The organism is Streptomyces sp. P9-A4, assembly GCF_036634195.1.
In the GTDB taxonomy this organism is placed as follows: Bacteria; Actinomycetota; Actinomycetes; order Streptomycetales; family Streptomycetaceae; genus Streptomyces.
In genome coordinates this window covers 3,936,590-3,962,777 of sequence record NZ_JAZIFY010000001.1, presented here as the reverse complement: position 1 = coordinate 3,962,777, position 26,188 = coordinate 3,936,590, and the positions used below count along the sequence as shown (strand labels likewise).

22 protein-coding genes and 5 tRNA genes are annotated in these 26,188 nt (G+C 70.3%); 10 read left to right on the top strand and 17 right to left on the bottom strand.

Going from position 1 to position 26,188, the window contains the following annotated elements; all coding sequences use genetic code 11:
* Positions 1 to 5 precede the first annotated feature (5 nt).
* Positions 6 to 755 carry an SDR family oxidoreductase gene (locus V4Y03_RS17785; RefSeq protein ID WP_332435543.1) on the bottom strand — a complete coding sequence of 250 codons (750 nt, stop codon included), beginning with the start codon at positions 753 to 755 and terminating at the stop codon, positions 6 to 8.
* 89 nt (positions 756 to 844) lie between these two features.
* On the opposite strand from V4Y03_RS17785, the gene V4Y03_RS17780 reads away from it, so the two are divergent.
* Positions 845 to 2,179 (top strand): aspartate aminotransferase family protein, encoded by a 1,335-nt coding sequence (locus V4Y03_RS17780; RefSeq protein ID WP_332435542.1) that lies wholly within the window; start codon positions 845 to 847, stop codon positions 2,177 to 2,179.
* A gap of 122 nt (positions 2,180 to 2,301) precedes the next feature.
* Here the strand turns inward: V4Y03_RS17780 and V4Y03_RS17775 are convergent.
* The 4 genes from V4Y03_RS17775 to V4Y03_RS17760 form a co-directional block, all read right to left on the bottom strand.
* Positions 2,302 to 2,374 (bottom strand) — tRNA-Lys (locus tag V4Y03_RS17775).
* A gap of 180 nt (positions 2,375 to 2,554) precedes the next feature.
* On the bottom strand, positions 2,555 to 4,948 hold the full coding sequence (locus tag V4Y03_RS17770) for a DEAD/DEAH box helicase (RefSeq protein ID WP_332435541.1): 2,394 nt from the start codon (positions 4,946 to 4,948) through the stop codon (positions 2,555 to 2,557).
* 197 nt (positions 4,949 to 5,145) lie between these two features.
* Entirely contained in the window at positions 5,146 to 5,685 is a 540-nt protein-coding gene (locus V4Y03_RS17765; RefSeq protein ID WP_332435540.1) for a hypothetical protein, read from the bottom strand.
* Positions 5,686 to 5,922: 237 nt separating this feature from the next.
* Positions 5,923 to 6,273, bottom strand: a complete 351-nt coding sequence (locus V4Y03_RS17760) for a metallopeptidase family protein (RefSeq protein ID WP_033208941.1) — start codon at positions 6,271 to 6,273, stop codon at positions 5,923 to 5,925.
* 105 nt (positions 6,274 to 6,378) lie between these two features.
* Between V4Y03_RS17760 and V4Y03_RS17755 the strand changes: the two genes are divergently transcribed.
* The 3 genes from V4Y03_RS17755 to V4Y03_RS17745 all read left to right on the top strand — a co-directional run bounded on the left by V4Y03_RS17755 (position 6,379) and on the right by V4Y03_RS17745 (position 6,661).
* Positions 6,379 to 6,451: transfer RNA gene (locus V4Y03_RS17755), tRNA-Glu, on the top strand.
* A gap of 40 nt (positions 6,452 to 6,491) precedes the next feature.
* Positions 6,492 to 6,565: transfer RNA gene (locus tag V4Y03_RS17750), tRNA-Asp, on the top strand.
* Positions 6,566 to 6,587: 22 nt separating this feature from the next.
* Positions 6,588 to 6,661: transfer RNA gene (locus V4Y03_RS17745), tRNA-Phe, on the top strand.
* Positions 6,662 to 6,823: 162 nt separating this feature from the next.
* Here the strand turns inward: V4Y03_RS17745 and V4Y03_RS17740 are convergent.
* The 3 genes from V4Y03_RS17740 to V4Y03_RS17730 all read right to left on the bottom strand — a co-directional run bounded on the left by V4Y03_RS17740 (position 6,824) and on the right by V4Y03_RS17730 (position 9,015).
* Positions 6,824 to 7,675, bottom strand: coding sequence for a cytochrome c biogenesis CcdA family protein (locus V4Y03_RS17740; RefSeq protein WP_317878768.1), 852 nt, complete (start codon positions 7,673 to 7,675; stop codon positions 6,824 to 6,826).
* The gene (locus V4Y03_RS17735) at positions 7,672 to 8,499 is read right to left on the bottom strand and encodes a DsbA family protein (protein ID WP_332435539.1); all 828 of its coding nucleotides are present in this window, start codon (positions 8,497 to 8,499) and stop codon (positions 7,672 to 7,674) included. Before V4Y03_RS17735 ends, V4Y03_RS17740 begins: the two co-directional genes overlap by 4 nt.
* Positions 8,500 to 8,562: 63 nt before the next feature.
* A complete protein-coding gene (locus V4Y03_RS17730; RefSeq protein ID WP_332435538.1) occupies positions 8,563 to 9,015 on the bottom strand; it encodes a hypothetical protein in 453 nt (150 codons plus the stop codon).
* 139 nt (positions 9,016 to 9,154) lie between these two features.
* On the opposite strand from V4Y03_RS17730, the gene hrpA reads away from it, so the two are divergent.
* The 3 genes from hrpA (at position 9,155) to V4Y03_RS33910 (ending at position 13,706) form a co-directional block, all read left to right on the top strand.
* Positions 9,155 to 13,093 (top strand): ATP-dependent RNA helicase HrpA, encoded by a 3,939-nt coding sequence (gene hrpA, locus V4Y03_RS17725; RefSeq protein ID WP_332435537.1) that lies wholly within the window; start codon positions 9,155 to 9,157, stop codon positions 13,091 to 13,093.
* 151 nt (positions 13,094 to 13,244) lie between these two features.
* A tRNA-Asp gene (locus V4Y03_RS17720) sits at positions 13,245 to 13,318 on the top strand.
* A gap of 124 nt (positions 13,319 to 13,442) precedes the next feature.
* Positions 13,443 to 13,706, top strand: a complete 264-nt coding sequence (locus V4Y03_RS33910; protein WP_443079798.1) for a DUF6274 family protein — start codon at positions 13,443 to 13,445, stop codon at positions 13,704 to 13,706.
* A gap of 330 nt (positions 13,707 to 14,036) precedes the next feature.
* Here the strand turns inward: V4Y03_RS33910 and bldC are convergent, their stop codons facing one another.
* Both bldC and V4Y03_RS17710 read right to left on the bottom strand, forming a co-directional pair.
* Positions 14,037 to 14,243: a developmental transcriptional regulator BldC gene (gene bldC, locus V4Y03_RS17715; RefSeq protein WP_003949541.1), complete on the bottom strand. Its 207-nt coding sequence runs from the start codon at positions 14,241 to 14,243 to the stop codon at positions 14,037 to 14,039.
* 604 nt (positions 14,244 to 14,847) lie between these two features.
* A complete protein-coding gene (locus V4Y03_RS17710; RefSeq protein ID WP_332435536.1) occupies positions 14,848 to 15,705 on the bottom strand; it encodes a hypothetical protein in 858 nt (285 codons plus the stop codon).
* 155 nt (positions 15,706 to 15,860) lie between these two features.
* On the opposite strand from V4Y03_RS17710, the gene V4Y03_RS17705 reads away from it, so the two are divergent.
* Positions 15,861 to 16,952 carry a Leu/Phe/Val dehydrogenase gene (locus tag V4Y03_RS17705; protein WP_332435535.1) on the top strand — a complete coding sequence of 364 codons (1,092 nt, stop codon included), beginning with the start codon at positions 15,861 to 15,863 and terminating at the stop codon, positions 16,950 to 16,952.
* A 334-nt stretch (positions 16,953 to 17,286) separates the two neighbouring features.
* Positions 17,287 to 17,541 (top strand): DUF3073 domain-containing protein, encoded by a 255-nt coding sequence (locus V4Y03_RS17700; protein WP_030318267.1) that lies wholly within the window; start codon positions 17,287 to 17,289, stop codon positions 17,539 to 17,541.
* 156 nt (positions 17,542 to 17,697) lie between these two features.
* Here the strand turns inward: V4Y03_RS17700 and purM are convergent, their stop codons facing one another.
* The 4 genes from purM to V4Y03_RS17680 form a co-directional block, all read right to left on the bottom strand.
* Positions 17,698 to 18,765 (bottom strand): phosphoribosylformylglycinamidine cyclo-ligase, encoded by a 1,068-nt coding sequence (gene purM, locus V4Y03_RS17695; RefSeq protein ID WP_317874673.1) that lies wholly within the window; start codon positions 18,763 to 18,765, stop codon positions 17,698 to 17,700.
* A 42-nt stretch (positions 18,766 to 18,807) separates the two neighbouring features.
* Positions 18,808 to 20,334: an amidophosphoribosyltransferase gene (purF, locus tag V4Y03_RS17690; protein WP_317874674.1), complete on the bottom strand. Its 1,527-nt coding sequence runs from the start codon at positions 20,332 to 20,334 to the stop codon at positions 18,808 to 18,810.
* 402 nt (positions 20,335 to 20,736) lie between these two features.
* Positions 20,737 to 21,564 carry an META domain-containing protein gene (locus tag V4Y03_RS17685; RefSeq protein WP_332435534.1) on the bottom strand — a complete coding sequence of 276 codons (828 nt, stop codon included), beginning with the start codon at positions 21,562 to 21,564 and terminating at the stop codon, positions 20,737 to 20,739.
* Positions 21,565 to 21,603: 39 nt separating this feature from the next.
* Complete coding sequence (locus tag V4Y03_RS17680) at positions 21,604 to 22,392, bottom strand: maleylpyruvate isomerase family mycothiol-dependent enzyme (RefSeq protein WP_332435533.1); 789 nt, start codon at positions 22,390 to 22,392, stop codon at positions 21,604 to 21,606.
* Positions 22,393 to 22,457: 65 nt separating this feature from the next.
* Here V4Y03_RS17680 and V4Y03_RS17675 point away from each other — a divergent pair, with 65 nt between their 5' ends.
* A complete protein-coding gene (locus tag V4Y03_RS17675; protein WP_317874677.1) occupies positions 22,458 to 22,868 on the top strand; it encodes a nuclear transport factor 2 family protein in 411 nt (136 codons plus the stop codon).
* Between the two features lie 62 nt (positions 22,869 to 22,930).
* Here V4Y03_RS17675 and purL read toward each other — a convergent pair whose 3' ends face one another.
* The 3 genes from purL to purS are packed head-to-tail and all read right to left on the bottom strand — an operon-like array spanning position 22,931 to position 26,126.
* A complete protein-coding gene (gene purL, locus V4Y03_RS17670; protein WP_317874678.1) occupies positions 22,931 to 25,180 on the bottom strand; it encodes a phosphoribosylformylglycinamidine synthase subunit PurL in 2,250 nt (749 codons plus the stop codon).
* Positions 25,180 to 25,884 (bottom strand): phosphoribosylformylglycinamidine synthase subunit PurQ, encoded by a 705-nt coding sequence (gene purQ / locus V4Y03_RS17665; RefSeq protein WP_317874679.1) that lies wholly within the window; start codon positions 25,882 to 25,884, stop codon positions 25,180 to 25,182. Before purQ ends, purL begins: the two co-directional genes overlap by 1 nt.
* On the bottom strand, positions 25,881 to 26,126 hold the full coding sequence (gene purS / locus V4Y03_RS17660; RefSeq protein WP_015035032.1) for a phosphoribosylformylglycinamidine synthase subunit PurS: 246 nt from the start codon (positions 26,124 to 26,126) through the stop codon (positions 25,881 to 25,883). Before purS ends, purQ begins: the two co-directional genes overlap by 4 nt.
* Positions 26,127 to 26,188 lie beyond the last annotated feature (62 nt).

Below are 26,188 nucleotides of genomic sequence, written 5' to 3'. Positions count from 1 at the left end.
CCGGGCTATCCCCGGCCCACGTACGGCATGGCGCTGGGCATGACCAGGACGGACTGGATGTTCACCCCGAGCGGCAGAGCGGCCATGGTCCGCACCATGTCGACGACGTGCCGCACGTCCATGGTGGGTTCGACCCTCCGTGACCCGTCGGCCTGCAGGACGGCCGGCTGGGGGCGGTCCGCCGGGGTCACGTTGCCGATGTCGATCTGGCCGCAGGAGATGTCATAGCGGCGCCCGTCCAAGGAGAGGGATCGTGTCATCCCCGCGACCGCGTGCTTGGCCGCGGTGAACGCGAGGGAGTCCGGCCGAGGTGCCTGGGCGGAGGGCGCTCCGTTGTTGATGATCCGTCCACCGCGCGGGGTCTGGTCCTTCATGACGCGAAAGGCAGCGCGAGAGCACAGGAACGTCCCGGTGGCGATGGAGTCCATCACGCGGTGCCAGTCCTCGACGCTCACATCCTCCGTCGGGGTGTAGGGCATGACGTCGGCGGCGTTGTTGAACAGCACGTCCACCCGGCCGAACCGTTCCACCACGGCCCCGAACAGGTCATCCACCGCGGCGGCATCGGTGATGTCGGCGGGGAAGGGAACAGCACGCCCGCAGCCGACCGCGGGCGTGAGCGCCGCCGTCTCCTCCAGCGGCTCCTTGCGCCGGCCCACCAGGACCACCGTCCAGCCGTCCGCCAGCAGGCCGAGCGCACATGCCCTACCGATGCCGCTGCCCGCACCGGTGACGACCGCCGTCTTCCCCGTCACGTCCCACCCGTCCTCTCCTCGATCGATCCCCGCGAATGAAGGGCTCTCCGAACGTGCCCAAGCAATCCGCACCCAAACAGGAGGCACATATGACCGGTCCTATCAGGCCGTTGGGCAAGACCGAAGGAAGTCGCGCCTGGTTCGACCGGGCCCAGGCATCCCTGGCCGGCGGCATCAGCTCCTCGTCCAGACTGACCTCTACCGGGCCACATCCCTACCCGCTCTACATCGCCAGTGGCTCCGGCACGCGCATCCGGGACATCGACGGCAACGAATACCTCGACTACCTCATCTCCTACGGCAGTGCGATCCTGGGCCATGCCGCTCCGGAACTCACCGAGGCACTCACCGCCGTCCTGGGCACCGGCACGATGTTCGGCACCTGCAACACCGCTGAAGTGGAACTCGCCGAGCTGATGTGCGAGATGGTGCCCTGCGCGGAACTCGTCCGGTTCGCCAATTCGGGAAGCGAGGCGGTGCAAGGAGCCGTGCGAGCCGCCCGCGGATACACCGGACTCTCGAAGATCCTCAAATTCGAGGGGCACTACCACGGGTGGTCCGACACCCTGGCCATCTCCAACCGCCCCCGTATCTCGGAGGCCGGCCCCTACGCCACGCCGCACCCCGTACCCCACTCCCCGGGCATCCCTGCCGGGATCATCGACGACGTGGTCGTCTGCCCGTGGAACGACCCGGCGGCACTCCGTACCTGCCTGGACGCGCACCAGGGGGAATTCGCGGCGGTCATCTGCGAGCCGATCGTCGCCAACAACGCTTGCACCATGCCCGCCCCGGGCTATCTCGATCTGCTGCGGGAGGAGTGCACGGCACGCGGGATCGTGCTCATCTTCGACGAGGTCTGCACCGGATTCCGCACCGGCCCCGGAGGAGCACAGGCGCTGTTCGACGTCGAGCCCGACCTCGCCGTCTTCTCCAAGGCGCTGGGCGGCGGCCTGCCGATCGCCGCGTTCGCCGGTAAGCGCCACGTGATGGAACCTCTCGCGCGAGGTGACGTCAAGCATGGTGGCACCTACAACGCCTCGCCCCTGTGCGCGACGTCCGCGCTGGTCACCCTGCGTCGCCTCAACCAGCCGGGGGTCACCAAGCACATCGAGGACAGCGGCCAACGGCTCATGGAGACGATCCGCCGTGCCGCCCACGACCGCCGCGTCCCCTGCGCGGTCCAGGGCGTCGGCGCCATGTTCCAGACCGTCTTCACCCCGGACGGCACTCCCACACGCCAGTACCGCGAGCTGCTCCGCGCCGACCAGGCCCGCTACCACGCCTTTCGCCACGAGCTCCTCACACGCGGCGTCCACGCCAACGCCTTCGCCCTGGCCTGCTGGTTCATCCCCTCCGCGGTCACCGACGACGACCTGGACGCCACGTGCGAGGCCGTGGAGGAAGCCTTCAAGGCCTTGTGACGGGTACGGCTCCCCCGCTTCCGCTCACGCAAGCGCCCCTGAACGACGGAGCGCCCCGACCGGTCGAAACCGGTCGGGGCGCTCCACAGCAGGTCAGAGGGTCACCCCTCGCCCGCCCTCGGTAGGCCGTGTGGGACTCGAACCCACAACCAATGGATTAAAAGTCCACTGCTCTGCCAATTGAGCTAACGGCCCGTGGACAAGCACACCCGTGCAGCATAGCCCGATAGCTCCCCGGAACCGATCGGGTATCCGACACGGGTCGCCGACTCCGATGGCTGTGGTGCGGGCGCTCCCGCCCGTGCCCGGGTACGAAGCAGGGCCCGTGCGTCACCGGAGTGGCGTGCGGGCCCTGGTTCGTCAGGTCAGTTGTGCTCAGCCGTTGCGCTTCCAGCGCGGCTTGTCGTCGCGGCGGCCGAAGGAGCCTCCGGTCGAACCGGTCGAACCGGTCGAACCGGTCGAACCGGTCGAGCCGGTGCCGCGGTGGTCGTCACGGCGGCCGTACGGGCGGTCGCCGCCACCGGTGCGGAAGCCGCCCGCGGGGCGGTCGTCACGACGGTCGCGGTTGAACGGACGGTCGCTGCCACGGTGGCCGCCGGCGGGGCGGTCGTCACGGCGCTCGAAGGAGCGGCCGCCGCGGTCGCCGCCACGGTCGTCGCGGTTGAAGCCGCCCGAGGGGCGGTCGTCACGACGGAAACCACCGGACGGACGGTCGTTGTCACGACGCTCGAACGGACGGCCGCCGCGGTCGTCGCGGTTGAAGCCGCCCGACGGACGGTCGTCACGACGGAAGCCGCCGGACGGACGGTCGTTGTCACGACGGAAGCCGCCACGGTCACCACCGCGGTCGTCGCGGTTGAAGCCACCCGAGGGGCGGTCGTCGCGACGGAAGCCGCCGGACGGACGGTCGTTGTCACGACGGAAGCCGCCACGGTCACCACCGCGGTCATCGCGGTTGAAGCCACCCGAGGGGCGGTCGTCGCGACGGAAGCCGCCGGACGGACGGTCGTTGTCGCGACGGAAGCCGCCACGGTCACCACCGCGGTCGCCGCCACGGAAGCCACCGCGGTCACCGCGGTCGTCGCGGTTGAAGCCGCCACGGTCACGGCGCTCGTAGTTGCCGCGGTCGTCGCGGGCCGGGCGCTCCTCGCGGCGCTGCTCCTCGGCACGCGCGGCACGCTCGGCCTCGACGGCGGCGGCCGCGATCTCGGCCTCGGCGGCCTCGGCCACCTCGGCCACGGCGGCCTCGGGGTCCTCGCCGCGCTCACGGGCGGCACGGGCCACCAGGCGGTCGGCCTCCTCGCGGAGCTCGACGGCACGGCGCTGCAGGCGCTCCAGCTGCTTGGTCAGGTCGACGACCTCGCGCTCGGCCTGCTTGGCGGCGTTGTTCGCGGAGTCCGACTGGACCTCGGTCAGCGAACGCGCGCCGGTGATCTCGGCGACCTCGGGGTCGAAGGCGCCGGCGCTCTGGATGATGTGGCGCGAGGCGTCGACGCCCGCGTCCTCCATCAGCCGGAAGATCTGGCGGCGCTGGTGCGGCAGCGACAGCGAGACGACGACACCGGACTTGCCGGCTCGGGCCGTACGGCCGGAGCGGTGCAGGTAGTCCTTGTGGTCACCGGCCGGGTCCACGTTCAGGACCAGGTCGATGCCGTCGACGTGGATGCCTCGGGCGGCGACGTCGGTGGCGACCAGCGCGTTGACATAGCCGTCCTTGAAGTCGGCGAGCACGCGGGTACGGGCGCCCTGCGTCATGCCGCCGTGCAGCGCGTCGGCCTTCACACCGGACTCGACGAGCTGCTCGGCGATGCGGTCGGCGCCCAGCTGGGTGCGGACGAAGATGATCGTGCGGCCCTTGCGGGCGGCGATGGCGGCCGTGACCGGCGCCTTGTCCTTCGGCTTCACGACGAGGACGTGGTGCGACATGGTCGAGACGTTGCCCTGGGCGCTGTCGACCTCGTGGCTGATCGGGTTGTTCAGGTAGCGCTTGACCAGCGTGCCGATCTCGTTCTCCATGGTGGCGGAGAAGAGCATGCGCTGACCGCCGGCCGGGACCTGGTCGAGCAGCTCGGTGACCTCGGGCAGGAAGCCCAGGTCGGACATCTGGTCGGCCTCGTCGAGGACCGCGATCTGGACGTTCTCCAGGGAGCAGGCGCCACGGTTGATGATGTCGCGCAGACGGCCCGGGGTGGCGACGAGGATGTCGACACCGCGCTCCAGGGCGTAGATCTGGTTGCCCATGGACGTACCGCCGCAGACGACCTTGATCTTCAGGCCGAGCACGTCGCCGTACGGCTGGAGGGCGTCCGCGACCTGCATCGCGAGCTCACGGGTCGGGGTGAGGATGACCGCGCGGGGCTTCTTCTTCTCGGTGTGGCCGCCGGCCAGCTGGGCCAGGGTCGGCAGACCGAAGGAGAGGGTCTTGCCGGAGCCGGTACGGCCGCGGCCGAGGATGTCCTTGCCGGCCAGGGCGTCCGGGATGGTCGCCGCCTGGATCGGGAAGGGGGAGGTGACACCGTTCTGCGCGAGCTTGCGCACGACGCCCTCCGGCAGACCGAGGTCCGCGAAGGTGATGGTGGGCTCGGCGGGCTCCTCGTCGGAGTCCTCCGTGTCGATGCCGGCCTCGGCGTCGATGTCGGTGTCGGTGAGGTCGTCGGCCTCGGCCTCGATGACGGCCGTCGCGGCCTCGACGATCTCGGTGGCCTCTACGGCCTCGACGATCTCGTCGTTCTCGGGCATGACGGCGTGGTCAGAACTGAAAATGGACATGCGAAATGCGAAACCTTCCGGAGTCTCGGCACGCGCCCGTCAACTCCGTGATTTCGCAAACGACCGCCTCAATGCGGTCAGCCACGGCTAGGGAGAGTACGCGCCACACGGCGCTCTTCTGTGTCGGCGCCGGGCAATGGGATCAAACGATCTACCACCATACGCACCCTCCCCCACCTATGGCAAATCGGACTGCGTCACACCGGTCCGACCTGCGGGGAAGCCGCCGGCTCCGGGGGCGCGCCCGGCCCGTCCGCCGCCCGCAGCGCACCCATCTGGGTGTCGGTCCCGGGCGGCGGCGGATCACTCGGGTTGGAGGTCGGTTCCGGCGTCGGCTCGGGGGTCGGCACGGTGGGCTCCGGCGTCGGCTCCGCGGTCGGCTCCGGCGGCTCCGGCGACGGCGTGACCCCGCCGCCCCCGGGACCGCCGGAACCACCGCCGCTGCCGCCGCCGTTCCCGTTCCCGCCGCTGCCGCCCCCGTTCCCGGCGGAGCCGCCCCCGGCGCCGCCCGGATTCTCGTGACCGCCGCCCGACGGCTGCGGCTTCGGCGTACCGCCGGGACCCTCCACCGGCACCACCTCGCCCACGGCGGGCTTCGCGGCGCCCGAGGGCGAGCCGCTGGGCACCGGGGACCCCGTACCGGCGCCGGTGGCGTCGGGGCCGCCCTGGCCCCTCCGGCCGTTCTCCGACGTGCCGTCGCCGCCCCGGTCGCCCTCGCCCCCGGACTCGGACGTCACGCCCCGCTTCCCGTCGGACGCACCGGGCGCCGGCTTCGCCCCCTCGTCACTCACACTCATACAGCCGCTCAGACCGGCACAGGCCGCGACGGCCAGCGCGGTGGCGGCCCATCTCACCGGGGTGGGCAAATGGCGCACGGGGGCACCTCCAGGGACACAACAGGCAGGAACAGAACGCGATGCACTGCCCAACTCCCCGGGCGCCACAAGGGACACGCCCGAAAGCGCCCCGGCGGCTCAGCCGTAGCCCAGCGCGTGCAGCCGCTCGTCGTCGATGCCGAAGTGGTGGGCGATCTCGTGCACCACGGTGATCTCGGTCTCCGCGACCACGTCCTCGCGCGACTCGCACATCCGCAGCGTCGGTCCCCGGTAGATCGTGATCCGGTCCGGCAGGACGCCTGCGTACCACTCACCCCGCTCGGTCAGCGGTGTCCCCTCGTAGAGCCCGAGCAGCTCGGGATCGTCGGGGGCGGGCTCGTCCTCCACGAACACGGCGACATTGTCCATCAGCCGCGTCAGCTCCGGCGGAATCCGGTCCAGGGCCTCGGCGACAAGCTCCTCGAACTCCTCGCGCGTCATCTCCAGCACGGGCCCATTGTCCCCCCGCGGGAAACCGTTTTGGCGATAGCGCCCGGCATCCCATATGCTTCTCACGTCCCCGACGCGCTGAGAAGCGCGCAGGTTGGTCCGTTAGCCCTCATCGTCTAGTGGCCCAGGACGCCGCCCTTTCAAGGCGGTAGCACGGGTTCGAATCCCGTTGGGGGTACGCATTACCGTGTGCGAGACTAGTGATCGCGCACAAACTAGGCTCTGTGGAGCAGTTGGTTAGCTCGCCACCCTGTCAAGGTGGAGGTCGCGGGTTCAAGTCCCGTCAGAGTCGCTGAGGTCAGCAATGCCCTCGTGGCTGGGTAGCTCAGTTGGTACGAGCGATCGCCTGAAAAGCGATAGGTCGCCGGTTCGACCCCGGCCCCAGCCACAAACAGAAGGCCCCGTTCGAAAGAACGGGGCCTTCTTCGTGTGCCGAAAAGCCACGAAACCAGGGCCGTACGGGGAGGCCAGGGCCGTACGGGGAGGCCAGGGCCGTACGGGGAGGCCAGGGCCGTACGGGGGAGGGGCCCGCGCCCCTCCCCCGTACCCCTCACACCTCCTCGCGCTCCCCCGTACGACCTTCCCGGCTCGCCCGCCTGCCCCGCAGCACGAGCACCAGGGCCACCACCGCCACCACCGCGACGAGCAGCGCCCAGTCCGGGACCGCCCGGCCGAGGGCGGACACCCGCTCCTCCACCGCGAACGACTCGTCCACCGACAGCAGACCCGGCAGCGCCGTCGTCCCGTCGAAGACCAGGAACAGCGTGCCGAGAGCCACGAAGAACAGGCCGGAGAGCACCGAGGTCGAGTGGAGCGTGAGCCGGCCCACCCGCAGCGGCCGGCCGCGCAGCCAGGACCGCCCGCCCAGGTCGTACCGCTCCCAGAGCAGGGCAAGCACGAACAGCGGCACCGCCATGCCGAGCGCGTACACCGCGAGGAGCAGCCCCCCGTAGGCCGGGCTGCCGCTCAGCGCCGCCACCGTCAGGACGCTGCCCAGGATCGGGCCCGCGCAGAAGCCGGCGAGGCCGTAGACCAGGCCGAGGGCGTAGACGGAGAGCGCCGACGTGGGCCGGATGCGGCCGCTCGCCTCCGCGACCCGGCGGGAGGCGAAGCCCAGGCCGAGGATCTGGAGCACCCCGAGCCCGACGATCAGCCAGCCACCGACGGTGACCAGCAGGTCCCGGTGGCCGTAGAAGAGGCGACCGGCGAAGGAGCCGGCCGCGCCGAGCGGGACGAGGGTGGTCGCCAGGCCCAGGTAGAGGATGCCGGTCCTGGCCACCAGCTTCGCGCGCGTGTCGATGGAATACGCGAAGAAGGCCGGAAGCAGGAGGGCGCTGCACGGGCTGAGGAGGGCCAGCAGTCCGCCGAGGAAGGCGGCGAAGTAGCCGATGCCCGAGGTCACTGGCCGGCCTTCTTCGGGGCGGTTTTCTTCGGAGCGGCCTTCGCCGCCGCCTCGATGGCCTCCGTGAAGGTCTCCAGGGGCTGGGCTCCGGCGATCGGACGGCCGTTGACCAGGAAGGACGGGGTGGAGGTGGCGCCGAGGGAGTAGCCCTGCTCCTGGTCCTTGCGGACCGCCTCGCGGGCCGCCTCGCCGTCGGTGTCCTTGGCGAACCGGGCCGCGTCGGGGACGCCCGCCTCCTTGCCGAGGGCGGCCAGCCGGTCCTTGCCGAAGCCCTTCTCCTTGGCGCCCTCCGCGTAGGCGGCCTTGTGGAACTCCCAGAACCGGCCCTGCTGCCCGGCCGCCCAGGAGGCGCGGGCGACCGCCTCCGACTCCTCGCCGAAGATCGGGAAGTTCCGCCACTCGATGCGCAGGGTGCCGTTGTCGACGTACTTCTTCACCAGGGCCGGCTCGGTGTCCCGGGCGAACTTCCCGCAGTAGCCGCACTTGAAGTCGGCGTACTCGATGAGCACGACGGGCGCGTCGGCGCGGCCGAGGGCGAGCTTGTCGGAGGCGTCACGGCGGGCGTAGGCCTCCAGTTCGGCGTAGACGCCGGCGGACGGGTCGGCGGAGACCTCCGCGACGGCGGAGGAACCGGAGGCGCCCGGGGACGCGGGCCTGGTGGCGGTGTACGAGACGACGCCGAGCAGCACGGCGGCGACGGCCACCCCGGAGACGATCAGGATCGGCTTGGACTTGGACTTGGACGCGGACTTGGACGCGGGCTTCGAGGCGGGCTTGGGCTTGGACGTGGGCTTGGACGCGGGCTTGGGCTTGGGCGTGGACATGCGGAAGCGCTCCTGGAGGACAGGGGAAGAGAAAGACGGGCTACGGCGGAGGAGGCCGTCCGTCTACACCCTCAGGACCGACAGTTCCACGGGAGACAGGGGTACGCGCGCGGGTGGCTCCCGTCCCGGCGACGCCGCCGGGTCGCCCGGACCGGGCTGCCGGACCCCGCAGGGCGTCCGGTCGGCGGCGAGCGCGGGCAGCAGCTCCGCGAAGCCGTGCGCACGCGGCGGTACGACGGGCCCGGCGGCCCCTTCACCGCCGGCGTGACCGGGATCGCAGCCGGGCACACCGGGCAGACCTGCACGGACCGCGAGCGGGGCGTCGACGGGCGTCGCGGGGGCGGAGGGCTCGACGCCCGCCGTCATCGGCGCCGTCAGCGAGGCCCCGGCCGGGTGCGCCGTCAGTGCCGCCCCCGCCAGGGGTGACGCGCCCGCCGTCCCACAGACCAGGAGTCCGAGCACCAGCGCCGCCAGCACCGCGGCGAGCGCCGCCGGCACGCGGGTGGTGCGGAACATGCGAAACCTCTCCGGTCCTCGTCGACGTGTCCGAAATAGTACGCACCCCCGGCTCGCGCGCCCCGGCTCGCGTCCCCGGGGAAGCCGCCCGTAAATCGGTTCGCCGCTTCTCGGCCGCAGGTGCGATCCTGGGATCCGTATGTCTACTTCCTTCGCCGCCCTCCAGTCCGTCCTGGCCGAGGTCTCGCTGCGGGACTCCCACCGGCTCGGCCGCCGTCTCGAAGGCGCCCGCCGCATCCGCAAGCCCGAGGCCCGCGCGGCCGTCCTGGACGAGATCGCCGTCGAGGCGGCCAAGGCCAAGGAGCGCGTCGACGGGCGCGCCTCCCGCGTGCCCCCGGTCACGTATCCCGAACAGCTGCCCGTCTCGCAGAAGAAGGACGAGATCCTGGAGGCGATACGTGACCACCAGGTCGTGATCGTCGCCGGTGAGACGGGCTCCGGGAAGACCACCCAGATCCCGAAGATCTGTCTGGAGCTGGGCCGGGGCGTCCGGGGCATGATCGGGCACACCCAGCCCCGGCGTATCGCGGCCCGTACGGTCGCCGAGCGCGTCGCGGAGGAGCTGAGGACCCCCCTCGGGGAGGCCGTCGGCTGGAAGGTCCGCTTCACCGACCAGGTGAACCCCGACGCGACCTTCGTGAAGCTGATGACGGACGGCATCCTGCTCGCCGAGATCCAGACGGACCGCGAGCTGCGCGCGTACGACACGATCATCATCGACGAGGCCCACGAGCGGTCCCTCAACATCGACTTCCTGCTCGGCTATCTGGCCCAGCTGCTGCCGAAGCGCCCCGACCTCAAGGTCGTGATCACCTCCGCGACGATCGACCCGGAGCGTTTCTCCCGCCACTTCGGCGAGGCCCCGATCGTCGAGGTCAGCGGCCGTACGTACCCCGTGGAGGTCCGGTACCGGCCCCTCCTCGAAGAGGACTCGGACGACTCCGACCGGGACCAGATCACCGCGATCTGCGAGGCCGTCGACGAGCTCCAGTCCGAGGGCCCCGGCGACGTCCTGGTCTTCCTCTCCGGTGAGCGCGAGATCCGGGACACCGCGGACGCGCTGCTCAAGCGGCAGCTGCGCAACACCGAGGTCCTCCCCCTCTACGCCCGCCTCTCGCACGCCGAGCAGCACCGGGTCTTCCAGGCGCACTCCGGCCGCCGGATCGTCCTGGCGACGAACGTCGCCGAGACCTCCCTGACGGTCCCCGGCATCAAGTACGTGATCGACCCGGGCACCGCCCGCATCTCCCGCTACTCGCACCGGACCAAGGTGCAGCGGCTGCCGATCGAGCCGGTCAGCCAGGCCAGCGCCAACCAGCGCAAGGGCCGCTGCGGCCGTACGTCCGACGGCATCTGCATCCGGCTGTACTCCGAGGACGACTTCCTGACCCGTCCGGAGTTCACGGACGCGGAGATCCTCCGTACGAACCTGGCCTCCGTCATCCTCCAGATGACCGCGGCCGGCCTCGGCGACATCGAGAAGTTCCCCTTCATCGACCCGCCGGACCACCGGAACATCCGGGACGGTGTGCAGCTCCTGCAGGAGCTGGGCGCGATCGACCCGGCGGAGAAGGATCCGAAGAAGCGGCTGACGCAGCAGGGCCGGAAGCTCGCCCAGCTGCCCGTCGACCCGCGCCTCGCGCGCATGGTCCTGGAGGCCGACAGGAACGGCTGTGTCCGCGAGGTCATGGTGATCGCGGCGGCGCTCTCCATCCAGGACCCGCGCGAGCGGCCGGCGGAGAAGCAGGCGCAGGCCGACCAGCAGCACGCCCGGTTCAAGGACGAGACGAGCGACTTCCTCGCCTTCCTGAACATGTGGCGGTACGTCCGTGAGCAGCAGAAGGAGCGGGGTTCCAGCTCCTTCCGCCGGATGTGCAAGCAGGAGTACCTGAACTTCCTGCGCATCCGGGAGTGGCAGGACATCTACACCCAGCTGCGGACGGTCGCGAAGCAGCTGGGCATCCACGTCAACGAGGAGGACGCTCCCGAGCAGTCCGTCCACGTGTCGCTGCTCGCCGGCCTTCTCAGCCACATCGGCATGAAGGACGTGAAGGAGGGCGCGAAGAACGACTACCTGGGTGCCCGAAGCGCCAAGTTCGCGATCTTCCCCGGTTCCGCGCTCTTCAAGAAGCCCCCGCGTTTCGTCATGTCCGCCGAGCTGGTGGAGACCTCGCGCCTCTGGGCCCGGGTCAACGCGCGCGTGGAGCCGGAGTGGATCGAGCCGCTCGCCCAGCATCTGGTGAAGAAGACGTACAGCGAGCCGCACTGGGAGAAGGACCAGGCGGCCGTGATGGCCTTCGAGAAGGTCACGCTGTACGGCGTCCCGATCATCGCCGACCGCAAGGTGAACTACGGCCGGATCGACCCCGAGATCTCCCGCGACCTGTTCATCAGGAACGCGCTGGTCGAGGGCGACTGGCGCACCCACCACAAGTTCTTCGCGGACAACCGCAAGCTCCTGACCGAGGTCGAGGAGCTGGAGCACCGGGCCCGCCGCCGGGACATCCTCGTCGACGACGAGACGCTGTTCGACTTCTACGACAAGCGCGTCCCGGAACACGTCGTGTCCGGTGCCCACTTCGACTCCTGGTGGAAGCACAAGCGCCACGAGGAACCGGAGTTCCTCGACTTCGAGCGCGAGATGCTCATCAACGAGAAGGCGGGGGCGGTCACCAAGGACGACTACCCGGACTCGTGGCGGCAGGGCCCGCTGAAGTTCCGGGTGACGTACCAGTTCGAGCCGGGCGCGGACGCGGACGGCGTGACCGTCCACATCCCGCTCCAGGTGCTGAACCAGGTGACGGACGACGGCTTCGAGTGGCAGATCCCGGGTCTGCGCGGCGAGGTCGTCACCGAGCTGATCCGCTCCCTGCCCAAGCCGATCCGCCGCCACTACGTGCCCGCGCCGAACTTCGCGACCCGCTTCCTGGACGCGGTCGTGCCGGTGCAGGAGCCGCTGGCGGGGGCGCTCGCCCGCGAACTCCAGCGGATGGTCGGCGTCCCGGTCACGGCCGAGGACTTCGACTGGGCGAAGGTGCCCGAGCACCTCAAGGTGACCTTCCGGATCGTCGACGAGCGGCGCCGCAAGCTCGCCGAGGACAAGGACCTGGAGACGCTGCGGCTCCAGCTGCGGCCGAAGGCCCGTAAGGCCCTCTCGCAGGCCGCCGCGGCGGCCACCGGGGGCCCGGACGGCTCCGGGCCGTCCCTGGAGCGCACGGGGCTCACGGACTGGACGATCGGGACGCTCACGAAGGTCTTCGAGACCAAGCGGGGCGGACAGCCGGTCAAGGCGTACCCGGCGCTGGTGGACGAGGGCGCGACCGTCGCCGTACGGCTCTTCGACTCGGAGGCCGAGCAGGAACGGGCGATGTGGCGGGGCACCCGGAAGCTGATCCTGCTGAACATCCCGGTGAACCCGGCGAAGTTCGCCTCGGACAAGCTGACCAACCAGCAGAAGCTGGCCCTGTCCTCGAACCCGCACGGCTCGATCCAGGCCCTCTTCGACGACTGCGCGACCGCCGCCGCCGACCGGCTGATCGCGGACCACGGCGGCCCGGCGTGGGACGAGGAGTCGTTCCGGAAGCTGTACGACAGGGTCCGCGCGGACCTCGTGGACACGACGGTACGGACGGTGGGCCAGGTCCAGCAGATCCTGGCGGCCTGGCAGGCCTGCGAGCGCCGGCTGAAGTCGACGAACAGCCTGGCCCTGATCAACAACCTGACCGACGTGCGGGCGCAGCTGGCCTGGCTGATGCCGGCCGGGTTCGTCACCCGTACGGGGCTGAAGCGGCTGCCGGACCTGATGCGCTATCTGGTGGCGGTGGACCGGCGGCTCCAGCAGATGCCGACCGGGGTGCAGCGGGACACCACCCGGATGGAGAAGGTCCAGGAGATGCAGGACGAGTACGCCTGGCTGCTCGAACAGCTCCCCAAGGGCCGCCCGGTGCCCACCGAGGTGACCGACATCCGCTGGATGATCGAGGAGCTGCGGGTGAGCTACTTCGCCCACGCGCTGGGGACGGCGTATCCGGTCTCGGACAAGCGGATCGTGAAGGCGATCGACGCGGCGGCGCCCTAGGGCCTGTCGTCACACTCCCGCCGTCGCCCGCGGGGCAGGCGGGAGTTTGACGACAGGCCCTAGCCGGGACCTCGCCGTCGGTGAGTTCGACCAGACCCCCTGACCTGCTGTACAGTCTTTCTCGCGGCCACTTACGAGGGGCTGCAAGCAAGGACCTGTGGAGCAGTTGGTTAGCTCGCCACCCTGTCAAGGTGGAGGTCGCGGGTTCAAGTCCCGTCAGGTTCGCTTTTCACGAAGGCCCGCATCGCGAGATGCGGGCCTTCGTCGTGTTCCGTGTCTTGACGGGGCCACGCGCCCGCCGGTACCCCGGACATCAGGGATTCGGGGGCCACACCGGAGGTGGTCGCGCATGGCCGCGGCGTCCGCAGCACGGCACGACACGGGAGCACTGCTGCGCGCCCATCTGGCGGCCGCTTCCCGCTACGGACATCTCACGCGTCACTGTCCGGTCTGCCATCGCCTCCTGCGGCTCGCCATGGAGCTTCCCGAGCCTCCGGAGCCCCCGGAGGGGGCTGAACCGGCCGGGGAGCCGGAGGCGGGGCCCGGGGAGCCGGGAGGCCGGCCGCGGCAGGAGCCGCCGGCCACTGAGGACGAAAGTCCCATCGACCCATGACCAACGGCGGGTTGGGAGCCTTCCTCGCAGTGGGAGGCTGTTCTTTGGCAAGACTTCGCCAGTGTGACGGGTGTCACTGAGGCAGTTTCAGAAACCGCTTCACTTACACCCTCCCTACACCAGCCCGATTTAATATGTGCAATTGCACCGGCCCCCGAGGAGTGGCGCCGGACACAAAAGAAGATCGCGCCAGACCCGGCGGAGTCCAGCGCGATCGATGACGAAGGCCTGTTGGGGCAGGAATCCGTCGGCAGAGCTAGGGGTGGGCCACCGGATTGGGGGATCCGGAGCGGCCCGGTGTTACGGGTACAGCAGGGTGTGTGCGCGACCTCAGGCCTCGCTGCGCTGCTGCGGAATACCCGCCAGCAGCGCGCGAACCTCGGCCTCGCGGTAGCGGCGGTGCCCACCCAGCGTGCGGATGGACGTGAGCTTCCCGGCCTTCGCCCAACGGGTCACCGTCTTCGGGTCCACGCGGAACATCGTGGCAACCTCGGCAGGGGTCAGCAGCGGCTCGGCATCAGGGGTGCGAGCGGTCATGAGCGGCCTCCTCGGGAGAACCGAACCATCTCGGTTCTTTCCTCTAAATTCTGCACCTTGACCCGCGTTGCCCGAAATGGCAGAAGCGGGCCGAGTCGGTTATAGGACGAACGGCTTGTCCTCGGCACTACAACTACACCATCCGTCCAGCCACGTCGGCCAAACCGATGGAATTGCCCTCGCAGGTGTTCATCAGCGGCGGAAGTCGATGGACCATGCCATAACGGACAGTCACACCACTGTGACGATCAGTCACAGGGTGATCAGGAGTCCTCAGACCCCCCATAGAGTGCAATGCTGAGCGTTCCGCCCACAGATGGGCGGAAGGAACCCTCCCCGGACTCCTTGTCCTATTTTGGCACGAGGGTGGGTGATGGGCGCAAGGGTGCGTTAAGTGCTGTCCGTCACGCTTGAGCCAAAGGCCCGGATCAGGACCAACGTCCCCGCCCCAAGGGTGCCGAAAGACCCGCACGACACCGTGCACAGCAAACCGGTCATGCGGTATTCGGACAACCCCGAAGATCATTTACACCCGCCGGACATGTCTTGTCGATACCGACCTGACGAAGATGCCCGACTGATGTCAGTTCGCGAACCGCTGACGTCAGTTCGCGAACCGCAGGTCCCTGACGACCCGCCAGCGCTCCGCGAGCCGCCCGTACGCGTCGCTCGCCGCCTCGCCGTCGCCCGCCCGCAGCGCGGCGATCCCCTCCGCCAGCTGCGCCGCCGACCGGTCCTCGGCCAGCCACTCCTCCGGGACCACGTGCACCAGACCGCCGTAGTCCAGCTCCACCAGCGCCCGCGGATGGAACTCCTCCAGCCAGCGCCCCACCTCGATCAGGCCCTCCGTCATCGGACCGTCGTCGATCGACTCCCGCAGGGCCCGCAGCGCCCGCGCGAGACGCCGGCGCGCCTGCGCCATCGTCGTCCGGTAGCGCAGGACCGGCGCCCGGCCCTCCGCCGTCCCCCTGGGGTCCCCCGGCTCGTACTGCCGGTCCTCGTCCCCGAAGAGCGCGAACCAGCGCAGCGGCACCTGCCAGACCGCCGTACGGATCCACGGGCGCGCGTCCGGGTTCCTTTCGAGCCACCGCTCGTAGTCGCTCGCCACCTGGCCGCGCACCACGGGCGGCAGCATCGCGTCGAGCACCGGCCCGGGGAACTGGCCGTCCAGCTCCTGGAGCGCCAGCCAGCCCCGCAGCCGGGTCCGCCACGGACAGACCACCACCACGCCGTCCAGCCGGGCGACGAAGGCCTCCGCGCTCTCGTGGACCGGCACCGGGACCGGCGGGGTGGGCAGCAGGTCGGCCAGCGACCGCCGCAGCTCCTCCTGCGCCCCCGGCGTACGCGGCCTGCGGGCGTAGCCGGCCCAGTGGGTCCGCTCAGGCTCGGGGAACGCGGCCAGCGGCTCGTACACCCGCAGATAGGACGCGTAGGGGATGAGGACCGAGGAGGCGACCGACATGTCGCGAATCCTTCCACGGAGGTACTCCCCGAGGGGGTGATCCTGAGCACTGGCGCCGATCTACGCCCAGGTAGGACTTACTCTCTTGCCGAACTGGTCCTCCCCCACCCGTAGGGAGGCCGCAAACCGCCGCTTCGTACTTGGGAGTCACCACCGTGACCGATGTGACCGGCGTTCCTGCTGACGTACTGCGCACCTTGTTCCACTCGGAGCAGGGTGGCCACGAGCAAGTCGTGCTCTGCCAGGACCGCGCCACCGGCCTCAAGGCCGTCATCGCCCTCCACTCCACCGCCCTGGGCCCCGCCCTCGGAGGCACCCGCTTCTACCCGTACGCCACCGAGGCCGAGGCCGTCGCCGACGCGCTCAACCTGGCCCGCGGGATGTCGTACAAGAACGCCATGGCCGGTCTCGACCACGGCGGCGGCAAGGCCGTCATCATCGGCGACCCGGAGCAGATCAAGACCGAGGAGCTCCTCCTCGCCTACGGTCGCTTCGTCGCCTCGCTCGGCGGCCGGTACGTCACGGCCTGCGACGTCGGCACCTATGTCGCCGACATGGACGTCGTCGCCCGCGAGAACCAGTGGACCACCGGCCGCTCCCCCGAGAACGGCGGCGCCGGCGACTCCTCCGTCCTCACCGCCTTCGGCGTCTTCCAGGGCATGCGCGCCTCCGCGCAGACCCTGTGGGGCGACCCGACCCTGCGCGGCCGCAAGGTCGGCGTCGCGGGCGTCGGCAAGGTCGGCCACCACCTCGTCGAGCACCTTCTGTCGGACGGCGCCGAGGTCGTGATCACCGATGTGCGCGAGGAGTCGGTGCGCCGGATCACCGACAAGCACCCGCAGGTGACCGTGGTCGCCGACACCGAGGCGCTGATCCGCGTCGAGGGTCTCGACATCTACGCGCCCTGCGCGCTCGGCGGCGCCCTGAACGACGAGACCGTGCCGGTCCTCACCGCGGCCATCGTCTGCGGCGCGGCCAACAACCAGCTCGCCCACCCCGGCGTCGAGAAGGACCTCGCGGACCGCGGGATCCTCTACGCGCCCGACTACGTGGTCAACGCCGGTGGCGTGATCCAGGTCGCCGACGAGCTGCACGGCTTCGACTTCGACCGCTGCAAGGCGAAGGCGACGAAGATCTTCGACACCACCCTCGAAATCTTCGCACGTGCGAAGGCCGACGGAATTCCGCCGGCCGCGGCGGCCGACCGGATCGCCGAGCAGCGGATGGCGGACGCCCGCCGCGCCTGAGCGGCGCACGAGGCCGGCCCGCCGCCGGGGCCCCGTAGGGAGACCGCGGGGCCCACTCGGGGGCCGGCGCGGGGCCGACGCGGGGAGACTTCGCTCACGCCCCTCGGCGGGTCGGACCTCAAGAAGAGGTTAAAATCGCGATTGACCAGCGAGGAACGGGCTCCTCGATGGTTCTGTACCGGGGTATGTGATGCGCGCGGCGTACCGTAGACCCGCGGAAACAGGTACCGTTGAAGCCCTACGGACCGGTCTCTCTGTCGAGAGTCCGTTCCGAATCATGAACGCGTGTCAAGACTCTGGGGCCAACGAGCCCCGTCACCGAGGGGGTCGAGCCATGGGGCGCGGCCGGGCAAAGGCCAAGCAGACCAAGGTCGCCCGCCAGCTGAAGTACAGCAGCGGCGGGACAGACCTGACGCGTCTGGCCAATGAGCTGGGCGCTTCGACTTCGAACCAGCCGCCGAATGGCGAGCCGTTCGAGGACGACGACGAGGAAGACGACCCGTACGCCCAGTACGCGGATCTCTACAACGAGGACGACGAGGACGAGGACGACGAGTCCGGTCCCAGTGCGTCCCCGCGTCGCGCTTGACCTTCTGAATCGCATCGCAGGAACCCGGCCGGGGAACACCCGGCCGGGTTCCTGTGCTGTCCGCGGCCGGGGCGGCCCAGGAGACCCGGACAACGCGAACGGGGCGCCCCTCAGGAGCGCCCCGCCGTACAGGCCTCGTACTGCTTCGCGACGCTTCTAGACCGCGTACGTCCCGACCAGCTCCGCGCCGGTCGTGTGCGCCCCGCGCTCGGTGATCTCGCCCGCGACCCAGGACTCGACGCCCCGGTCCGCCAGCGCCGTCAGGGCCACGTCCACGGACTCGGCCGGCACGACGGCCATCATGCCGACGCCCATGTTCAGCGTCTTCTCCAGCTCCAGGCGCTCCACCTGGCCGGCCTTGCCGACCAGGTCGAAGATCGCGCCCGGCGCCCAGGTCGAACGGTCCACCGTGGCGTGCAGGCCGTCCGGGATCACCCGGGCCAGGTTGGCCGCGAGACCGCCGCCCGTGATGTGGCTGAAGGCGTGGACGTCCGCGGTCCGGGTGAGGGCCAGGCAGTCCAGCGAGTAGATCTTGGTGGGCTCCAGGAGCTCCTCGCCGAGCGTCCGGCCCAGCTCCTCGACCTGCTGGTCCAGGGCCATGCCCGCGCGGTCGAAGAGCACGTGCCGGACGAGCGAGTACCCGTTGGAGTGAAGACCCGAGGAGGCCATGGCGATGACCGCGTCCCCCGTACGGATGCGATCGGCGCCGAGCAGCCGGTCGTACTCCACGACACCCGTGCCCGCGCCGGCCACGTCGAAGTCGTCCGGGCCGAGGAGGCCCGGGTGCTCCGCCGTCTCGCCGCCGACCAGGGCGCAGCCGGCCAGGACACAGCCCTCGGCGATGCCCTTGACGATGGCGGCGACCCGCTCGGGGTGGACCTTGCCGACACAGATGTAGTCGGTCATGAAGAGCGGCTCGGCGCCGCAGACGACGATGTCGTCCATGACCATCGCGACCAGGTCGTGGCCGATCGTGTCGTACACGCCCATCTGGCGGGCGATGTCGACCTTCGTCCCGACGCCGTCGGTGGCGGAGGCGAGCAGCGGACGCTCGTAGCGCTTGAGGGCGGAGGCGTCGAAGAGGCCGGCGAAACCGCCGAGGCCACCGAGGACCTCGGGGCGCTGCGTCTTCTTCACCCACTCCTTCATGAGCTCGACGGCGCGGTCACCCGCTTCGATGTCGACGCCCGCGGACGCATAGGAGGCACCAGTGGTCTGAGACATGGTTCAGAGCTTTCGTGTCGTTACTGCGTTACTGCGGGGGTCTTACGGGCGACGGAGCGCGTCGGAGGCCGCGGTGGCGGCCGGGCCGGCGGCCAGCTCGGTCTCCAGGAGCTGCTTGCCGAGCAGCTCGGGGTCCGGCAGCTCCATCGGGTACTCGCCGTCGAAGCAGGCACGGCAGAGGTTCGGCTTCTGGATCGTGGTCGCCTCGATCATCCCGTCGAGCGAGATGTACGAGAGCGAGTCCGCGCCCAGCGACGTGCCGATCTCGTCGATCGACATGCCGTTGGCGATCAGCTCCGCGCGGGTGGCGAAGTCGATGCCGAAGAAGCAGGGCCACTTCACCGGCGGCGAGGAGATCCGGATGTGGATCTCGGCCGCGCCGGCCTCGCGGAGCATCTTCACCAGGGCGCGCTGGGTGTTGCCGCGGACGATCGAGTCGTCGACGACCACCAGGCGCTTGCCCTTGATGACGTCCTTGAGGGGGTTCAGCTTCAGCCGGATGCCGAGCTGGCGGATGGTCTGGGAGGGCTGGATGAAGGTGCGCCCGACATAGGCGTTCTTCACCAGGCCCGCGCCGAAGGGGATGCCCGAGGCCTCGGCGTAGCCGATGGCGGCCGGGGTGCCGGACTCCGGAGTCGCTATCACCAGGTCGGCCTCGACGGGCGCCTCCTTCGCGAGGCGGCGGCCCATCTCCACACGGGAGAGGTACACGTTCCGGCCGGCGATGTCGGTGTCCGGGCGGGCCAGGTACACGTACTCGAAGACACAGCCCTTGGGCTTCGCTTCCGCGAATCGCGAGGTACGGATGCCGTTCTCGTCGATCGCGATCATCTCGCCCGGCTCGACCTCGCGGACGTAGCTGGCGCCGCAGATGTCGAGGGCGGCGGACTCGGAGGCGACCACCCAGCCGCGCTCCAGACGGCCGAGGACCAGCGGGCGGATGCCCTGCGGGTCACGGGCCGCGTAGAGCGTGTGCTCGTCCATGAAGACGAGGGAGAAGGCGCCCCGGACGTCGGGGAGGACCTTCGCGGCGGCCTGCTCGATGGTGAGCGGCGTGCCGTCCTCGTCCACCTGGGCGGCGAGGAGCGCCGTCAGGAGGTCCGTGTCGTTGGTGGCCGCCACACGGGTGCTGCGGCCTTCCTTCTTGGGCAGGTCCGCGACCATCTCGGCGAGCTGCGCCGTGTTCACCAGGTTGCCGTTGTGGCCGAGCGCGATCGAGCCGTGGGCGGTCGCCCTGAACGTCGGCTGCGCGTTCTCCCACACGGACGCCCCGGTGGTCGAGTAGCGGGCGTGACCGACCGCGATATGACCTTGGAGGGAACCGAGAGAGGTCTCGTCGAAGACCTGGGACACGAGGCCCATGTCCTTGAAGACGAGGATCTGGGAGCCGTTGCTGACCGCGATACCCGCGGATTCCTGGCCCCGATGCTGGAGGGCGTAGAGCCCGAAGTACGTGAGCTTTGCGACCTCTTCACCCGGAGCCCAGACACCGAAGACGCCACAAGCGTCCTGGGGGCCTTTCTCTCCGGGGAGCAAGTCGTGATTGAGTCGACCGTCACCACGTGGCACGTTTCCGAGTGTAGACGGGCTCGACCACTGGTCCGAATTGAGGAATTACGGGGTCGGTCCCGCTCGTACGTTCGCACGAAATGATCAACTCCGGCTTGGAGGGCCCTACGAGGCAGGCGCCGGAAGGGTTCCGGGCTCCGGGACCTCACCGAGCGGACGCTCGTACCAGGCCGGAAACCGCCCCGCGATGTGACGGAGTGCACCTTCCCCACCGGTCCCGGGCCGCGCGCGCCCGGCCCCCGGGGCCCGTCACCCCTGGGAGGTTCCTCCCTATCGTCCGGGTCCGTCCGGGGCCGCCGTGACGGGCGTGTGTACGGGGGATGTCGTACGCCCCGGGGAGCGGGACGGTCGCTGACAGGCCCGCCGGGCGGCCTGGGAACGGACGGACGCGGGGCTGCTCCCCTACTGAGCGGCGGGGCTCTGACCCGCGGTCTTCTCCGCCGTCGCCGTCAGGCCCTCGCCCCTGGTGTCGGTGAGGGTCAGGGTGCGGTGGTCGAGCCGGTAGGTGAGCGGGCCGTCGAGGAGTTCGTACAGCTTCGTCTCCAGCCGCATCTGCGGGCTGGTGCACATCATCCGGGTGGTCGCCGCCGGGCCCTCGATCCTGAGGGTCTTCCCCTCGACCCGGGCCGACGCGGAGAAGTTGTTGCAGCCCAGGTTGCCGGTGACCCGGCCGTCCTCGCCGATGACGAAGCGCGCCTTGGCCTCGCTGCCGGCGGGCAGGGAGGAGGCTGTGTCCCCGGCGAGGAGTCCGTCGATCTTCCAGGTGGTGCCGCGCAGCGGGGCCCCGAGCTCGGTGGTCATTTCGAGGCCGTCGCGGCCGTCGGCCGAGGCGAGGGTGAACCGGGCGTCCGCGATCGTGCCCTTGAGCGGGCCGCCGAGGGCCTTGAACAGCGCCTTCTCGAAGCGCTCCTGGTCGGCCGGGCAGCCGATCCGGGTGATCTCCCGCGGGGTGACCGTGAGGGTGTCGCCGTGCGCGGCGACCGTGGCACCGAAGTGGTTGCAGCCGCTGTTCCCCTCGGCACGGCCGTTCTCCCCGAAGTCGAGGCGGGCGCCGGGCGGGGCGGCGGACCTGCTGCCGTCGGCGGTGACGGCGTCGATCCTCCAGTGCGTACCGGTGACGGGCAGGTCCGGGGAGAGCGTGCCGGAGCCGGAGCCGGCGCCTCCCTCCGTACCGCAGGCGGTGAGGAGCAGGAGCGGGACCAGGGCGGCGAGGGCTCGTGGCTTCGGCATGGAGGTGGGACGGACCTGCCCGCCGTACGGTTCCTTCGGTCACCCCATCAGGGGCAGCAGGTCCTCCAGGTCCGCACGCTCGCCGCTCGCGCTCACGTGGGCCGCGTCCAGCTCCGCCGCCCACTCCGTACGGCCCGTCGCCAGCCTGACCCAGGTCAGCGGGTCCGTCTCGACCACGTTGGGCGGGGTGCCCCGGGTGTGCCGGGGGCCCTCCACGCACTGCACCACCGCGTACGGCGGGATCCGCACCTCGACGGCCCCGCCCGGGGCCTTCGCCGCGAGCGCGTCGGCGAGCAGCCGGGTGCAGGCGGCGAGGGCCTGCCGGTCGTACGGGATGTCCGCGCCGGTCGCCGCAGTCAGGTCGTCGGTGTGGACGACGAGCTCGACGGTCCGGGTGACGAGGAAGTCGGCGAGGGTCATCGCGCCGAAGCGGGTCGGGACGATCCTCTCGTCGAAGGCGGTCGCGAGCGCCTCCTCGTACCGCGCGAGGGTCTCCGCGTACAGCGCCGGGAGGTCGCCCGTGTCGATCGCCCGGGTGTCCGCGTCGATGCCCGCGGCGCCCTCGGCCGTGGCCGTGGGCCAGTCGGCCAGGGCGAGTTCCCGGCCGGCCGGCTCGGGCTCCGCGAGCTTCCGCGTCAGGGACGCGAGGGCCGTCGTGAGGTGCGCCGCCAGGTCCCGTACTGTCCACTCGCCCAGCCGGGTCGGCCCGGCGAGCTGCTCCGGAGTGAGGGCGGCGACGGCCTCCCGCACGTGCGCGAACTGGGCGAGCACGGCGGCCCTGGTCCTGGCGGAGTCGTACTTACGGGCGCGTTTCCTGGCCGGTGGCATGGGCCGAGGCTAGCGCCGAGACTGGAAGCACGGAGCCAATCGCAGCGAAAGCAGGCGACGGGACCATGACCCATCACGAGCACCCCGATGCCGCCTTGGTGCGCCGGGGCTACGAAGCGTTCGGCAACGGCGACATGGCGACGCTGGAATCCATGATGACCAGCGACTGCACCCAGCACGTGCCCGGCGAGAGCCAGATCTCCGGGCACTACAAGGGCCGGGACAACGTCATAGGCGGCTACTACCGCAAGCTCGGCGAGCTGAGCGGCGGCACCATCCGCGTCGCCCTCAAGGGCGTGTACGTGGACGGACGCGGCCACGCCATCACCACACACCGCTTCCACGCCGACCGCGGTGACCGCGGCATCGAGATGGACGGCGGACTGTTCTTCACGCTCGTCGGCGGCAAGATCTCCGACATCGACGAATGCGTCGCCGACATCGTGGAGGCGGACTCCTTCTGGGGAACCGGCTGACAGCACGGAGCCCCCGCCCTTCCCGAGCGGGGGCTCCGTTCCGTACGGATTCGATCCGCGGATCAGGCCAGCAGGCCCGGGATCGTCGCCTCGTGCGCCTCGCGCAGCTCCGTGAGGGAGAGCGCGAACTCGCCCTGCACGTCGACGGCGTCACCGTCGACGACACCGATCCGGGTCGCCGGCAGGCCCCGCGCACCGCACATGTCGGTGAAGCGGAGTTCCTCGCTGCGCGGGACGGCGACGACCGCACGGCCCGCCGACTCCGAGAAGAGGAACGTGAACGCGTCCAGGCCCTCCGGGACGACCAGCCGCGCGCCGTTCCCGCCGCGCAGGCAGGACTCGACGACCGCCTGGACGAGACCGCCGTCGGACAGGTCGTGCGCCGCGTCGATCATGCCGTCGCGGGAGGCCGAGATCAGGATCTCGCCGAGCAGCTTCTCCCGGTCGAGGTCCACGGCCGGCGGCATGCCGCCGAGGTGCTGGTGGATCACCTCGGACCAGGCCGAGCCGCCGAACTCCTCACGCGTGTCGCCGAGCAGGTAGAGGAGCTGGCCCTCTTCCGCGAAGGCGATCGGCGTACGGCGGTTCACGTCGTCGATCACACCGAGCACGGCCACGACCGGCGTCGGGTGGATCGCCGTCTCACCGGTCTGGTTGTACAGCGACACGTTGCCGCCGGTGACCGGGGTGCCCAGCTGGAGGCAGCCGTCCGCGAGACCACGGGTGGCCTCGGCGAACTGCCACATCACGGCCGGGTCCTCGGGCGAACCGAAGTTCAGGCAGTCCGAGATGGCGAGCGGCTTGGCACCGGAGGCGGCGACGTTGCGGTACGCCTCCGCCAGCGCGAGCTGCGCACCCGTGTACGGGTCGAGCTTGGCGTACCGGCCGTTGCCGTCGGTCGCCATGGCCACGCCGAGGTTGGTCTCCTCGTCGATACGGACCATGCCCGCGTCCTCGGGCTGCGCCAGGACCGTGTTGCCCTGCACGAACCGGTCGTACTGGTCCGTGATCCAGGACTTGGAGGCCTGGTTCGGGGAGGAGACGAGCCGGAGGACCTGGTCCTTCAGCTCGGCGCCGTCCTGCGGCCGGGGCAGCTTGCCGGCGTCGTCGGCCTGGAGCGCGTCCTGCCAGTCCGGGCGGGCGAACGGCCGGTGGTAGGTCGGGCCCTCGTGGGCGACGGAGCGCGGCGGGACGTCGACGATCTGCTCGCCGTGCCAGAAGATCTCCAGGCGCTCGCCCTCGGTCACCTCACCGATGACGACGGCGATGACGTCCCACTTCTCGCAGATCTCCAGGAAGCGGTCGACGTGCTGCGGCTCGACGATCGCGCACATGCGCTCCTGCGACTCGCTCATGAGGATTTCCTCGGGCGAGAGCGTCGCGTCGCGCAGGTGGACCTTCTCCAGGTCGACGTGCATGCCGCCGGAGCCCGCGGAGGCCAGCTCGGAGGTGGCGCAGGAGAGCCCGGCGCCGCCGAGGTCCTGGATGCCCGCGACCAGCTTCTCCTTGAAGATCTCCAGGGTGCACTCGATGAGGAGCTTCTCCTGGAAGGGGTCACCGACCTGGACGGCGGGGCGCTTGGTGGGCTTGGTGTCGTCGAAGGTCTCGGACGCGAGGACCGAGACGCCGCCGATGCCGTCGCCACCCGTGCGGGCGCCGTACAGGATGACCTTGTTGCCGGGGCCGGAGGCCTTGGCGAGGTGGATGTCCTCGTGCTTCATCACGCCGATGCAGCCGGCGTTGACCAGGGGGTTGCCCTGGTAGCAGGAGTCGAAGACGACCTCGCCGCCGATGTTCGGCAGGCCGAGGCAGTTGCCGTAGCCACCGATGCCGGCGACGACACCGGGCAGCACGCGCTTGGTGTCGGGGTGGTCGGCCGCGCCGAAGCGCAGCGGGTCGACGACCGCGACCGGGCGGGCACCCATGGCGAGGATGTCGCGGACGATGCCGCCGACCCCGGTGGCCGCGCCCTGGTAGGGCTCGATGTACGAGGGGTGGTTGTGCGACTCGACCTTGAAGGTGACCGCGTATCCCTGACCGACATCGACGACGCCGGCGTTCTCGCCGATGCCGACGAGCATGGCGTCGTTCTCCGGGACCTTCTCGCCGAACTGCTTCAGGTGGACCTTGCTGCTCTTGTAGGAGCAGTGCTCGGACCACATGACGGAGTACATGGCGAGCTCGGCGCCGGTGGGACGGCGGCCCAGGATCTCGCGGATGCGCGCGTACTCGTCCTCCTTGAGGCCGAGCTCCTTCCAGGGCTGCTCGCTGTCCGGCGTCTCGCTCGCGTGCTTGACGGTGTCGAGGCTCATCAGGCGTTGACCAGCTTCTTGAGGATCGAGGTGAAGAAACCGAGGCCGTCCGTCTTGCCGGTGCCGATCAGCGGCTCGACGGCGTGCTCGGGGTGCGGCATGAGGCCGACCACGTTGCCCGCGGCGTTGGTGATGCCGGCGATGTCACGCAGCGAGCCGTTGGGGTTTCCGTATCCGTCAGCGGCTTCGCCGCGGGCCAGGTAGCGGAACGCGACCCGGCCCTCGGCCTCCAGCTCGTCGAGGACACGAGCGTCGGCGACGTACCGGCCGTCCATGTTCTTGAGCGGGACCTCGATCTCCTGGCCCTGGACGTAGTCCGAGGTCCAGGCGGTCTCCGCGTTCTCCACCCGCAGCTTCTGGTCGCGGCAGATGAAGTGGAGGTGGTTGTTGCGCAGCATCGCGCCCGGCAGCAGATGGGCCTCGGTGAGGATCTGGAAGCCGTTGCAGATGCCGAGGACGGGCATGCCCGCCTTGGCCTGCTCGATGATCGTCTCCATCACCGGCGAGAAGCGGGAGATGGCTCCGGCCCGCAGGTAGTCGCCGTAGGAGAAGCCGCCGGCCAGGACCACGGCGTCGACCTGCTTGAGGTCCTTGTCGCGGTGCCAGAGCGAGACGGGCTCGGCGCCCGCCAGGCGGGCGGCACGCAGCGCGTCCCGGTCGTCGAGCGTTCCGGGGAACGTGACGACGCCGATGCGTGCGGTCACGACTCCACCTTCACGACGAAGTCTTCGATCACGGTGTTGGCAAGGAAGGTTTCGGCCATCTCATGGATGCGGGCGAGGGCGGCATCGTCGACCGGCCCCTCCACCTCCAGCTCGAAACGCTTCCCCTGACGGACGTCGGCGATTCCGGCGAATCCCAGGCGGGGCAGTGCACGCTGCACCGCCTGCCCCTGAGGGTCGAGGATCTCCGGCTTGAGCATGACGTCGACTACGACGCGTGCCACTGGCACTCCCGGTGGTGTGTTGCGTGGGCGGTTCCCTCAGCGTACCTGTCTCCAAATTCTAC